Here is a 13303-nt window from a genome sequence, read left to right as displayed (position 1 = left end):
AAATTACAAAAAAAACTTACCTGACCATAGCAAAATGTCCTCTTATGTTTCTTCCGTCTTCAAGTTCAAGTAAAAACCAGTAATCTGTAGATGGTAGCGGTCTGCCGTTATACATGCCGTCCCAACCGATACTGTCTCCCCAAAAGCTGCTTACCAGTTTACCATAACGGTCGAATATGGAGATTTTAGATTTAGGAAGGAAATAGATAAAGAAAACCTGCCAGGTTTCATGTATACCGTCTCCGTTAGGTGTAAAAAACTTAGGATAGTTAAGTATAACAACCTCTTCGCTAACCTCACTACAACCATCCTTAGAACGTATATAAATGGTATAAACACCAGGTATAAGATTGCCAAAATGAGGCATGTCTATATAGTTTATTCCGTCCAGTGAATATTCAAAGTTTTCCCAATTGGCAATATCAACAGCTATTGCATTGTCATGTGTTGTAAAATCTTCTATTCTTATGGTGTAGTCAATATCCGGTAAATGCGGTACACTAATAGTAAAGGATACAATGTCGTAGCCTAAACAGCCATTGGTGCTTTCCAGCCTTGCCCAAATGGTTTGTCCTGTATAAGGAACACTGTTTTGATGTATGTCGTTAAGAGGGTTGGTTTCATTTTGTGCATCTTCAAGGGAGGCATAATAAGTTACAGTCCTAAATGGCTCGCTATTTTTTATGAGCTCATCGTTAAGGCTTAATGTAAATAGCTGAAAACCGTCTTCATCACTGTCACATAGCCATAAATCTTCTGGCTCTCCTGCAACAACAGGATTTATAATTTCTATTTCAAAACTTTCGGGTAAACTATAGCATCCGGTTACTGTATTGTATATCTGTATATATATAGTTTGCGGATTGACAGTATTAGCATAAGCCTGCGGATTTGCAATCGCATTTCCGTCGTTAAGGTCATCCATACTTTCATAGTAGGAGAAAACAAGATCGGTTTGATTGCCTGTAAACATATTTTCGTGAGCAGTGAGGTCAAACTCGTTAGACTGGTCGTCTACACCGTCATCATCACACTGATTCAAATCTAAAACGATGTTATCCGGATTATTAAATACAGGTAGTGGAATAATGCTTATGGTAAATGACGTGATGTCGAAACAGTCAGGATTGTTTGTTCTTTGTAGTCTAACCCATATTGTCTGGATGGTATAGGCCAGAGTGTTTTGGTAAGGGCTGGTTATAGGATTTACACCGTTTAGGGCATTTTGCTGAGTTGTGTGGTAACTTACTACAGTATTTGTATCTCCGTTTTGAATAAGGTTTTGGTTTATACTTAAATCAAATAACTGAAAGCCGTCAACATTATCATCACATAACATAAGATTTTGAGGTGTACCTGCTGTTACTGATGATGTATTTATGATAAATGACTGTGTTGCAAAACATCCGGTATCGGTATTAGTCATCCTTACATATACTGTTTGCGGATTTGAAGTGTTAGTGTAGTTAGAAGGGTTTGCTATAGGATTATTATTTTGCAAAGCAGTTGCTGATGCATAATAGACAAATGAAGCATTGGTTGCTCCGCCGGAAAGATTATCTTCGTTAATGGTGAGGTCAAAATTTGTTAAGCCATCGTCTATACCGTCATTATCACACAAAGTGATTTGTGATGGAGGCATTTCAAAAGTATATATGCTTATAGTAAATGAAGATAGGTCAAAGCAACTTTCTCCGGTTTTGTTTAGCCTGGCCCAAATAACTTCGTCTTCATAGGGAACCTGATTTTCGTAAAACGGGCCTATGGCTCCGGTATTGTTCTCGGCATCTTCCTGAGATGTATAATAAGTTACCGTATAATCGGGATCACCTCCTGTAATACCATCATCATTAACCGATAAATCAAATTCCTGTATACCATTCTCATTTGTGTCACAAAGTGTTATGTCTTCAGAGCTTCCACTTATTACAGGTATTTCAACATCAAACGTCAATACATCATAACACCCGGTTATAGGATTGGTCATCCTTAAATAAACGGTTTGTGTTGGAACATCACTAAAAAATTCAGAGGGATTAGCCATAGGGTTTTCACCTAATGTCATATCGTTAAGGCTGGTGTGATAGGTAAGCTCAACATCCGTCTGGTCTCCTATAAACATTTCTTCATAAACGGTTAAATCAAATGTTACCGACTGGTCATATACACCATCATCACCATCACATTGAACAATGTCTAAAGGGATATTATCTGGATTTAAAAAAACCGGAACCTCGTGAAAGGTAGCGGTTCCTGTCCATTCTATAGAAAAATTACTAAAGCCGTGCGGGCGGTCTACCACGAGGTAGTAAATATCGTCGTCCTCAACATCTACCCATTGTATAAACGCATTACCATCTTCATTGGGACCTTCAGAAACATCGATTTCCGTTTCATTCATCCCTGTTGTGTTATAGGTTAGGCCGGCAGCGTTAGGGTTTGTTGTAGAGCATCGTATAGGGTCTCCCAGGTTACCACATTCAAGATTAGGGCCAAAGAACCAGAAATCAAAATCCACAACGAGGTCAGAACTCTCCGGAGTAAGTATAAAGCCTAACGTACCTCCGTCCTTTATCTGAATTTTAAACCAAACGCTGTGATGTTCCTGACTGTGACAATCGTTAGTGGCGGTACTAAGCTCCATTATGTTGCCAACACCCTCGGCAGTAAGCCCATAATAGTCCATACCACCACATACCATAATCGCGTCGGGGCAATCGCTTTGTGCCCAAACGGTAATATTAAAAAGAAAGATTAAAAAATATGTAAATTTCAATTTCACAGCAGGAATGTTAAGCTTTTGGTAAATTTATATAAAATTTATAAAACGTTCCTGCTGTTTATGTTATAAATCTCTCTTTTTCAAAATCTTATAGGATAATGTTATAAATATGGCAATCCATGCTAAAACTATAACAATTTCATACCAATGTACACCGTAGAAACGTTCGTTTATGCCCCCGCTTACCTGTCCTTCAATAGCCTTATATGCCTTAAACTTGGTAAATGGCTCCTTTATGAGGTTATACATGGACTCTAGAGGTAAAAAATTAATAGCAGTCTGAATTGATTTATCATCGCTAAAGAACCATTTCATTAAAGAAAAATGGATTATTTTTTCGATAACATACCACAGCGCTATAAAACCGATTGCAAATGCCGAACGTTTTATAAGTACTCCCGCAAAAAGACAGAAACAGAAGAATGCTACCAACTTTAAGAAATAAGTGAATACATAACCCATTTCTGAAAATACTATGGAAGCCTCGTTATAAGAAGAAAAGCTATATCCCAGAAGTATGGTAACAATAAATACAAATAGGGTAGAAATCGCAGAAAATAATAATACGGTTAGTACCTTTGAGGTAAGGAATTCCTTTTTACTTAATCCGTCTATAAGGTTTTGCTTTAGTGTTCCATAAGTATATTCATTAGACATCATGGATACAATTATAAGCGCAAGGAAAATTTTAAGCAGTGCGGCTATAAAGAAATTAAAATGCCATATATAAGGAAAGTCAAATACTCCCTGATCAGCCAGTTTAAACTCAGCACCAAAAAGGGTTAGCTTAATACTTGATATAAATGCTAAGAAACTTAGTAGTACAAAATAGGTTATTATAAGTACTTTACTGGATCTGTTTTTCCAGAGTTTTTGTAGTTCTATGGTTAAAAGTCGTTTCATAGGGGCTTATTTTGAAGGTGATGTTAATTGAAGGAATTGTTCTTCCAGGCTGTACTGGCGTTTTACTAAATGATTAAGGTAAATATTATGTCCTACCAAATGTCTGTTAAGCTCTGCCGCTTCCAATGGAGCTTTAAGATAAACCATAAGTTTTCCTTCATTTTCTTCAATCTTGTCTACAGCATTGTGCTGCATAAGTATGTTTTGCAGTTTTAAGTTATCATTTGCCTGCAACTCAAAGAAGCCTTCATTAGATATCATTCCGTTTACCGTTCCGGTATATAAAACAACACCTTTCCTTAAAACAACAACATGGGTACAAACCTTTTCCACTTCATCTAAAAGGTGAGAAGCCAAAAGTATGGTTGTGCCTAATGAGGCGATATGCCTTATTATATCCCTAATCTGACGGATACCCTGAGGGTCAAGCCCATTTGTAGGTTCATCAAGTATAAGTATTTCTGGATCGTTAAGCAGGGCAGAGGCAATAGCCAGCCTTTGTTTCATACCCAGTGAGAAAGTTTTAAACTTACTGTCTTTCCTGTCCAGCAGATCAACAAGAGCCAGTTTTTCGTCAATTTTTTCAATAGGGGCTCCCTTGATTTTACAAACCAGCTTTAGGTTTTCGTAAGCCGACATGTAAGGGTAAAAATTAGGCCTTTCTATAATTGCACCTACCTTTTTAAGAGCATCGTGGGTTTCCATATTACCGCCAAACCAACTGTAGTTGCCTGAGGTTGCATTTACAACGTTAAGTATTATACCAAGCGTGGTAGATTTACCACTTCCGTTAGGGCCAAGTATGCCATAAACGTTTCCTTTTTTAATATCAAAGGTCACGTTATTTACCGCATGTACCCTCCCGAATTTCTTATCAAGATTATTGATGGTCAGTATAGTTTCCAAAAGCTCCTGTTTTAGGGTTATTGTTAATATGACGAACTGTTTACTTTTTTGTTACCCCTAAAGTTAAACTTTTTTAACAAAATGTTTATTGATAAGGAACCACCTTAGGTTCGCCAATCTGGAAGTCCGGAAGCATTATATCATTGTTTTTAAAACTGTTGGTTTTAAAAATATTGTCCCCGCTACCCGGTATGGTAGGATAGAAAGCTAATGAAAGCTGGAAGCTGTTAAATACAAGGTAGTCATTAGTTATAAGCAGGCCTATACCAAACTGGGTATACACTTTACTTTGATAAAGGTTATGCCCTTCATCACCAATTACACCCATTGTAAAATTAGCAAAAGGGTTAAGCCTGAAGCCAAAAACATCCCAAGGAGCATAACTCTGGGTTTGCAGCTTTATGGTTAACTTTTTAGTGCCCAATGGGGTAGTGCTGTTAAAGTCGGGGATGGCGCCATCACCGCTAAGGTTTAGCTGATCTTTAATAATTGCTGCCCTGTTATCACCAAAAACCAATATTGGCTGTATAAAATGCCTAAAGCGCCAATTACCCCACTGTTTCATATTGGTAAAATAAAGCAAATCGAACCGCAGTGAGGTTTCCTGTGTTTTGTCTTTATAGAAAAAAGAGCCTACTTCAGCATTAATACTCATGTATCCCCATTTGTAATAGTTACCAAAGGCATATCGTCCACCCAGATAAACTCTTCGTTGCTTGTTTTTATCCTGCATACCTCCGGTAAAGGAGTAGGTACGGCCAATGGGAATATCCTCCACAATATCATAGTTAAAAAGGAATTTATCCTGAACGAATTTACGGGATGTTAAACCGACACTTGCCATGTAAAGCTTTTCGTTACCGTAGTAACCTACCGAGTCATATTGAAAAAAAGGCTTTTCCTTATACTGCCTGTTATATACCCTGGCGGTTGTTACAAGATTTGTGGTTCTGTCTTCTTCGGTAAAGCCTTTAAATATCTTAAAGGCATAACCTCCCCAAAAATCCTTTGCTTCCCATTTCATGTTTTGCATGGCAAAAACACCGGCACTGTTAGGGAGGGAATCCCTTACAAGACTTTCTTCCCACATAAAGCCTCCTGCCCAGCGTGTATAGGCCGAGAAAAATTCTCTTTGTAGGCTGAATCTCTTTAAATAACTGTCATCAGTATTTGTTTGATAGGTAGCCTGGAGCTTGGTGTAAGTATTCATTACATTGGGTACGGTATACTGACCTAAATATGCCGATTGTCCGGTGTTTAACTCTTTATCAAATTCGTTTTTGAACTCGTGTCCCAATCCGAAAAAGTTTCTCTCGGTCAATTCAAAAGAGGTGCGTGATGAGGAAGCCGATCCGTTAGGTATTAAACTCCATGAGTCGAGTACCCGTACTTCCACGTCTACATATTCACTATTTCCTTTTATTGGTTTTGCTGTAATAATTACCCTTCTGGTATAGCGTTGCGAACGTATTAAACGTTCCGACTCCTCAACTAATAGTGAGTCTAAAGGCTTCCCTTCCTTAAATAGCAAAAGATTTCTGATGGTCATTTCTTTTGTTTTAAGGTGAATGTTGTTACCGGTTCTTTCGGCCCAGTTAGAGGGTTTTCTAAGGGTATCGGTAATGGAGTTACCAAAAGGATCGAGAGTTACTATTTTTATTTTACGTATGGTTTTCCCATTGTATTTGGCAAAAGAGCTTTGCATCTCTGGAGCGTTTTCTTTCGTTCTTTTACGTGTGCCGGATGCCTCCTGCTCCCTTACCGGACGAAAGATAAGCTTGTGCATGAATTTTGTAAACTTTCTCTTTTTAGAATACTCCTGTATGCTTTTGTACATTTCCTCTCTTTTTTGCTTAACGGTATCGTTTTGTGCAGGAAGAGAATCTTGTGTAGGAACGACCTGTGCAGCCATAGGTAGGGCCACAAAAAACAAGGTTATAAAAATAAGCAACCGTAATTTTTTGGTCATTTTTCTGAGAAAAGGTTTACAATTAAAATTATGAAATTAAAAGCTAATAAAACGCTAAAATTACCGTCAGCCGTATGTTTTACCATTCATTTAACAATAAAAAAAGAGGCTCAAGGCCTCTTTAAATATAACTGTAGTTATTAGCTTTTCTGTTCTTTGTTAAAGTAAACCAGATAGTAGTACATCTGCTTTTCCTCATCCCATCCTTTTTCTACAAATTTCTCTGCACTTTCTGGGTTCACAAAGTCCATTTTTATCTGGATATTGGTATCCAGATTAATAACGTTCTTTATTTTTTTACGGGCATCGGTAACCGCTGCATTGGCAATAGGGAAGTTAGTAACATCCTCAATACTGTATTTTGGCGCCTTTTCTACTTTGTAGTTTTTAAACTCAGGTATAAGGTCAGGGTTATCAAGTACCTCGTTAAGGAAGTTGGTTTCTTCAAACTCATCGTTTTTAGCGAAGTAGTTTACAGAACGGTTCATAAACATTACTTCCTCTTTCTTGTCTTCTGCAGGAAGTACTACATCTTTAGCAAAATCCTGACAGAATTTAAGGTACTTCTTAGTGATGAAGTTCTCATCCTGAAAAGCATCTACCGAAAGGAAATGCTCCAGCCAATAACGGGCATCATACCTGTTACTGTCTATAGTAAGTATTTTATAACCTTCCTCTTTCTTGTAGTTAAAGATAATACAGCCCTTATCAAGCTTGTTAAGGTTGATACCCTGTTGTAGTATAATTTCAAGGTTGCTGCTTTTTTCTTCAAACTGAAGGAAGTCGGTTTTTATTTCGCTTTTAAATACAGCTACAGCATCTACCACATTATTATCTATAGAAAGGTTAGTCAGGTAAGTAACATAAACCTCACCATTTTTAATATGCGGGTGGTTAGACTGCTCAAAAAGATGCTTGGTTATTTTTTTAGAAACCTCATGCGCCTCACTAGGGTTAGTAAAAATTTCTGTAGCAAGGTTGTACATGTCGTGGTAATCTAAATCCACATCATGGGCAAACTGAAAATAATTTTCCTCTTTATCCCTAAACGGCTTAAAGAAATACTCCTTTAAAAGCGGAGTTATCTCATCGTTCAGGCTATATGGCTGTTCTGATAAAAATATAGCTTCGTTACGGCTTTTGTTTCCTACTCTGTGTACAGAAAGGGTTTCAATTTGTGTGTTAAAAAGGTTTATCATTTTTTTATTAAGATGCTTAGATTCTTAGTTACTTAGGTCCTGAGTTCTTGTTTTGATTTTGTTTAGTTTAATTCCACTGTCCGTCATCAAAGCTCATGTCGTCAAAGCTTTGGTCGTCGTTGAACATGTCAAGATCATCGTCATCAAAATCATCCTCAAACTCTCCGTAAATATCATCTTCATCAGCCGTAAACTCTTTATCCGGTGCGTTAGAAGGCATCTCTCCGTGAGAGAATAAAAGTTCAGGATAAGCAACACCGCTTTCTGGCTCTTCAATAGCACCCAGTTCCACAAAAAATGTCCACATGTTTAAAAAATCATACACATAAATGATTTTTGTATTCTCACTATCTAAAATTGAGCTTAGCGGATAATCTGCCATTGTTTTCATTTCTCCCGGCACATCACCTGCATCAAATAGCGGAATTTCGTCTTCCTGTGCCCATTCGTCATCACAGGTATAAAAAGAGCCCATTTCAAGGCCGTCAAAACCAAAAGCATTAACAATTGCATTGTGTAAATCTTCCAGCGTATCTTCTTCAAGGATAGCTATATCCCTAAAAATATCTTCCTCAGCATCAAGTATTACTCTGAATTTATAAACCATAGTTTAAGTGTTTTTTGTAAACCCCAAAGGTAAACCATTAATTCTGATTTTGCTTTTTGGAATTTTAGAAATTTTAGATATATACATATTTAGAAACCACCTGCAAACTATTTTTCGTATAGCTCAACAGGCAGATTATCAGGGTCTGAAAAGAAAGTAAATTTTTTCCCCGTAAACTCGTCAATCCTAATAGGTTCGGTCGCTATATCATTTTGGTTAAGCCATTTAACAGCCGTGTTTATATCATCGGTTTCAAAGGCTATATGCCTTAATCCGGCAGCTTCGGGAAGCGAAACTCTGGCAGGCGGATTAGGGAAAGAAAAAAGTTCAATAGTATACTGTCCTTTTAGTGAGAGATCCAGTTTATACGATTGCCTTTCCTGCCTGTAGTTTTCGGCTTCAATAGTAAAGCCCAGTATATTGGTGTAAAAATGTTTTGATTTATGGTAATCGCTACAAATTATGGCGATATGATGTATGCGGTTAATGTTAAGCATAATTATTCTCCCTGTGTTATCCACCAATGGTTACCAAAAGGATCTTCAAACCCTGCCGAATATCCGTAATCCTGATTAACAGGCTGCTGTAGTGAAGTACTTTTGGCTTCCAGAGCTTTTTTATAAACCTCATCTACGTTTGAAACAAAAATAAACATGCCCGATGCTTTTTGTTTCCAACTTTCATTACTGTTGGCAAACATAATTACTGCATCGTGTATTTTCAGTTCGCCGTGCATAATTGCCCTTGTATCATCCTGCCCGGGAACTATCATCTGTTCTGTGGCGCCAAAAACATATTTGCAAAATTCCATGAATTCGTAAGCTTTATCCAGTACTAGATAAGGCATTACCGGTAAATAGTTGTTAGGTAAATTCATAATATAAAAAATTAAGGCTCTGCTATAAAAGTAGAGCCTTAGTATGACAATTAAAAGTACTTTATAATTTTCTTTATAAGAAACGGTAACCCAGTATCACATTTAGAGAATTATATTCGGAAGTCCAAACGGTGTAAGGACCTAATATACTATGATCTAAAATGTAACGTGCCTCAATGCTGTAGTTTTTAAAGCCATATCCTGCACCAAAAGCAAATGAGCTGTTTTTACCTATTTCCAGTTCGCTATTGTTGTAGGTTATCTTAGAGTTACCCGTTAAGAAATTAAGATTGTAAGATCCGTTTATAAAAACTTTTGAGTCGCTGTTAAAAAACATACTATATCTTACACCAATGGGTACCTGCAAAAATTTATAATCGGTTTCTACATTGTAGTTCCTGTTTTTATAGCTACTGTTATAAATGTTGTAAGACGGATTAATAAATAAACTCCATTTATTGTTGTTAAATGGTAGTGTATATTCCATTTCAGCCCCTATTGAATAAGTTTGTGAAGGCTCCATTTTAAAATTATAAGTTTTATTAACCGCATTTTTAAATGCGAAAGAAGTAAAGCCTACAGCGGGAGTGAATTTTAAGGTTATTTTGCTCTTGTTGTGTTTTAGCGTATAGTTATTATTGCTTTCTCCATTATATTCGCTAAAAAGCTTGGTAAGAGAACTTTTTTTATAATCAATGTTTTTAAACCTGTTTACAGTATTTATTCTGTCTCGCATTAGGTTAAACAGTTGTTGACGATAATTGTTGTTTTCTTTAATCATACCGTCAACAACATATTTTTTATATAAAAGCTGTGTGGCAGTTTGTTTATCATCAGCACTGTAAAAATATTTAACAATGTTACCGTCTTCAAACTGATAAAGATCTAAATCCCCTTCAAGAAGAACTTTTAAGAAAAGAGTTTTCTTTTCCCATGCAGGTTCCGATGTAACGTCCAGTTTATCTACATAATTACTTGACAGTTCTATATCCAGATTAAAACGCTTGAATTTATAGCTGTTATCAACGTTAAATTCTGCCACATCATTTACGGTTGCAGTTATTGATTCGCTGTTTTCAGCTAGTTTGTATTCAAAATCAAGAGGGCTGTTTTTCCATGCCATGTCTTTAATAAGGCATGTTGTTTTTTCACCATTGTTGTTGATGAAGTATCCCTGCTTGTAGGTTATTTGAGAATAGGAAATAAAAGAAGTAAGAACTAAAAGTAAGGTGTAAAAGTTTTTCATGAAAGTAGTTGTGTAATTGCTGTTGGTTAATAATGGCGAAAGTATAAAATTTTGTTAAGAAATGAAATTACAGTTCATCCTTTAAAAATTACAGTTGGGTATTATTAATTATGAAAGGTGTAAAAGCCGTTGCAAATTTGCTCCATCAAAACAATCAATCAGTTATGAAACGAGCAGTTATTTTTTTCTTTTTATTTACAGCAATCAGCCTTAATGCACAAAACGTAATAAAAGGTACAGTGCAGGATACTAAAGGCAGCCCCCTACCGGGAGCTAATGTTTATCTTGAAGGTACTTATGACGGGACAGTAAGCGATGAAGCAGGTAACTTTTCTTTTGAAACCACTACAACGGGGAACCAGACACTGGTAATAACCTTTTTGTCTTTTGAAAAAGTTACACAGGCTATTACTATTGAAAACTACCAGCCACAAACATTTAAACTTCGGGAAGGTGTAAATACTCTTGATGCAGTAGTAATTTCGGCAGGTACATTTGCAGCGGGCGATAACAGTAAAATAACTGCCTTAAAACCTTTGGATATTGTAACTACTGCAGGATCGGCAGGCAATATAGTGGCAGCCTTACAAACATTACCGGGTACACAAACCGTAGGCGAAGACGGAAGGCTTTTTGTAAGAGGGGGTGAGGCTAACGAAACTCAGACTTATGTAGATGGTATACGTGTAGCACAACCCTATGGAGCTACAACCAATAACCTGCCTACCAGAGGACGTTTTTCTCCTTTCTTGTTTAAAGGTATAACTTTTTCTACAGGTGGTTATTCGGCAGAGTTTGGTGAGGCGCTTTCAAGTGTACTGTTGCTTAATACTATTGAAGAACCGGAGCAGGAACAAACCGATATCGCTCTAATGACAGTAGGTGTTGGTTTAGGTAATACCCAAAAATGGGAAAAGAGCTCTCTTAGCTTTAATGCTAATTATATAAACCTTAAACCTTATCAGTGGATAGTACCTCAAAATATAGACTGGAATAAACCTGTACAGTCTTTATCGGGTGAAACGGTTTACCGATATAAATTCAATACCGGTATGCTAAAGGTATATGCCGCTTTTGATCATTCTGATTTTGATATCAACCAAAAGGATATTAATGAACCGAACCCTGTTAGGGTAGCCCTAAAAAACAACAATTTTTACCTTAACAGTTCATACAGCGGTACTCTTGGAAACGCATGGTCGCTACAAACAGGACTTAGCTATGGTTACAGTTACACCAATGTAGAACCAGCGGGTAATATGGTGGAGGATAAAGAAAACAGTTCACACATTAAAATGAAGCTTAGAAAAAATTTCAGCAGCAGGTTTAAATTAAGTTTTGGTGCCGACTACTTTATAACCGACTTTAATGAAGACTATAAAGAGTCTACAAACTTTACTTTTAGTAGCGGATACAACAATTCTATAGCAGCCACTTATGCCGAAGCCGATATATTTTTCTCTAAAAACCTGGCGCTTAAAGCAGGGGTAAGGGGTTCTTATTCTGAAATAGTTGATGAAACGGTTGTAGAACCACGTGTATCGTTAGCTTATAAGGCAGGTAAAAGAGGGCAGTTCTCTTTAGCTTATGGTGATTTTCATCAAACACCAATGTCAGATTACCTTAAGAACTTTAAAGGTTTTGAGTATGAAAAAACCAGTCATTATATTCTTAACTACCTGTATAATAACGAACGCAGGATGTTTAGGGCAGAGGCTTATTATAAAGATTATAGCAACCTGATTAAATATGATACTGATACACCTATGTACAACTCAGTATACAATAACGGTGGTAAAGGATATGCTAAGGGTGTAGATTTATTTTGGAGAGACAGTTATAATATTAAAAACTTCGATTACATGCTGTCGTACTCATTTATTGATACCGAAAGGGATTACAGGAACTATGAGTATGCTGTTACGCCAAGCTATGTAGCAAAACACAACTTCTCTATAGTAACAAGATACTGGATAAATGATTTAAGATCGCAATTAGGGGTTACTTATACCTTCAACTCAGGCAGACCTTATGATAATCCAAACGAAGCCGAGTTTATGAACAGCATGACCAAAAGCTATAATAACCTAAGTGTTAGCTGGGCATGGTTATTAAGTCCGCAAAAAATACTGTACTTCTCAGTGTCAAATGTATTGGGTTACGAAAATGTGTTTGGGTACAATTATGCCAATACACCCGACTTAAACGGACAGTTTGCAAGACAGGCCATTACCCAACCGGCAGACAGGTTCTTTTTTGTAGGCTTCTTTTGGACCATCAGTGATGATAAAAAAACCAATCAACTTGATAATTTGTAGTTAGTTAATAGGATTTAAGGGCTTTGGTAATTTAATGTCATCAATATTGCCAAAGTCCTGTTTGCCTACATAGGGAGTCCAGCGTTGCCCTTTTTGCAATTCAATTATTTTATTGGCTGTTTGGTATAGCTCTTTGGGTCCATTATTTCCCTGAATTAATATATGGTTTACAGTATCGTTTTTTGTCCTGTAAAATTTTAATATGCTCCCGTCAGCAACAGAGTCTTTGTATACGCCGTCATATTTACTGAAGTTTATTTCTTTTACCAGTGCTAGAGCAGAGTCCCTTTTCTCTTCTGTTAATATAGAATAGAAATAATCTATAGGAGAAGTTTTCATAAATATACTGTCTCCGGGTGTGAACTTAATACTGAAGTTAGCAGCATCTGTAGCAAAAGAAAACACAAACATATCAAAATCCGCTTCTGGTTTTTTCTCTTCTTTTTGGCATCCGGCAAGTAGCAGTAGGCCAAATAGGACGGCTATCTTTTTCATA

11 protein-coding genes are annotated in these 13303 nt (G+C 36.8%); 1 reads left to right on the top strand and 10 read right to left on the bottom strand.

Going from position 1 to position 13303, the window contains the following annotated elements; all coding sequences use genetic code 11:
* Positions 1-16: 16 nt before the first annotated feature.
* The 9 genes from FUA48_RS17880 to FUA48_RS17840 form a co-directional block, all read right to left on the bottom strand.
* A complete protein-coding gene (locus FUA48_RS17880) occupies positions 17-2782 on the bottom strand; it encodes a T9SS type B sorting domain-containing protein (RefSeq protein ID WP_147584862.1) in 2766 nt (921 codons plus the stop codon).
* A 63-nt stretch (positions 2783-2845) separates the two neighbouring features.
* A complete protein-coding gene (locus tag FUA48_RS17875; protein ID WP_147584861.1) occupies positions 2846-3685 on the bottom strand; it encodes an ABC transporter permease in 840 nt (279 codons plus the stop codon).
* A 6-nt stretch (positions 3686-3691) separates the two neighbouring features.
* Entirely contained in the window at positions 3692-4591 is a 900-nt protein-coding gene (locus FUA48_RS17870) for an ABC transporter ATP-binding protein (RefSeq protein WP_147584860.1), read from the bottom strand.
* 85 nt (positions 4592-4676) lie between these two features.
* Positions 4677-6560: a BamA/TamA family outer membrane protein gene (locus tag FUA48_RS17865; RefSeq protein WP_147584859.1), complete on the bottom strand. Its 1884-nt coding sequence runs from the start codon at positions 6558-6560 to the stop codon at positions 4677-4679.
* A gap of 140 nt (positions 6561-6700) precedes the next feature.
* Positions 6701-7759 (bottom strand): nucleoid-associated protein, encoded by a 1059-nt coding sequence (locus FUA48_RS17860; RefSeq protein ID WP_129751802.1) that lies wholly within the window; start codon positions 7757-7759, stop codon positions 6701-6703.
* A 67-nt stretch (positions 7760-7826) separates the two neighbouring features.
* Complete coding sequence (locus tag FUA48_RS17855) at positions 7827-8366, bottom strand: plasmid pRiA4b ORF-3 family protein (RefSeq protein WP_147584858.1); 540 nt, start codon at positions 8364-8366, stop codon at positions 7827-7829.
* A 107-nt stretch (positions 8367-8473) separates the two neighbouring features.
* A complete protein-coding gene (gene gloA2 / locus FUA48_RS17850) occupies positions 8474-8863 on the bottom strand; it encodes an SMU1112c/YaeR family gloxylase I-like metalloprotein (RefSeq protein WP_147584857.1) in 390 nt (129 codons plus the stop codon).
* A 2-nt stretch (positions 8864-8865) separates the two neighbouring features.
* Complete coding sequence (locus tag FUA48_RS17845) at positions 8866-9243, bottom strand: VOC family protein (RefSeq protein WP_147584856.1); 378 nt, start codon at positions 9241-9243, stop codon at positions 8866-8868.
* Positions 9244-9316: 73 nt separating this feature from the next.
* Positions 9317-10489 (bottom strand): porin family protein, encoded by a 1173-nt coding sequence (locus FUA48_RS17840; protein ID WP_147584855.1) that lies wholly within the window; start codon positions 10487-10489, stop codon positions 9317-9319.
* 164 nt (positions 10490-10653) lie between these two features.
* Between FUA48_RS17840 and FUA48_RS17835 the strand changes: the two genes are divergently transcribed.
* Positions 10654-12807 (top strand): TonB-dependent receptor, encoded by a 2154-nt coding sequence (locus tag FUA48_RS17835; protein WP_147584854.1) that lies wholly within the window; start codon positions 10654-10656, stop codon positions 12805-12807.
* Here the strand turns inward: FUA48_RS17835 and FUA48_RS17830 are convergent, their stop codons facing one another.
* Positions 12808-13302, bottom strand: a complete 495-nt coding sequence (locus FUA48_RS17830; RefSeq protein ID WP_147584853.1) for a hypothetical protein — start codon at positions 13300-13302, stop codon at positions 12808-12810.
* Position 13303: the final 1 nt, after the last annotated feature.

The sequence above is a fragment of the Flavobacterium alkalisoli genome (assembly GCF_008000935.1).
Classification (GTDB): Bacteria; Bacteroidota; Bacteroidia; order Flavobacteriales; family Flavobacteriaceae; genus Flavobacterium; species Flavobacterium alkalisoli.
Note: the sequence above shows the minus strand (reverse complement) of the source record. Positions and strands in the feature narration are given on the sequence as shown.

What these genes read in the sequence shown, in the direction of transcription:
- FUA48_RS17875 (WP_147584861.1), bottom strand. Translation starts at nt 3,685, where the DNA reads ATGAAACGACTTTTAACCATAGAACTACAAAAACTCTGGAAAAACAGA.
- FUA48_RS17865 (WP_147584859.1), bottom strand. Translation starts at nt 6,560, where the DNA reads ATGACCAAAAAATTACGGTTGCTTATTTTTATAACCTTGTTTTTTGTG.
- FUA48_RS17860 (WP_129751802.1), bottom strand. Translation starts at nt 7,759, where the DNA reads ATGATAAACCTTTTTAACACACAAATTGAAACCCTTTCTGTACACAGA.
- FUA48_RS17855 (WP_147584858.1), bottom strand. Translation starts at nt 8,366, where the DNA reads ATGGTTTATAAATTCAGAGTAATACTTGATGCTGAGGAAGATATTTTT.
- gloA2 (WP_147584857.1), bottom strand. Translation starts at nt 8,863, where the DNA reads ATGCTTAACATTAACCGCATACATCATATCGCCATAATTTGTAGCGAT.
- FUA48_RS17845 (WP_147584856.1), bottom strand. Translation starts at nt 9,243, where the DNA reads ATGAATTTACCTAACAACTATTTACCGGTAATGCCTTATCTAGTACTG.
- FUA48_RS17840 (WP_147584855.1), bottom strand. Translation starts at nt 10,489, where the DNA reads ATGAAAAACTTTTACACCTTACTTTTAGTTCTTACTTCTTTTATTTCC.
- FUA48_RS17835 (WP_147584854.1), top strand. Translation starts at nt 10,654, where the DNA reads ATGAAACGAGCAGTTATTTTTTTCTTTTTATTTACAGCAATCAGCCTT.
- FUA48_RS17830 (WP_147584853.1), bottom strand. Translation starts at nt 13,302, where the DNA reads ATGAAAAAGATAGCCGTCCTATTTGGCCTACTGCTACTTGCCGGATGC.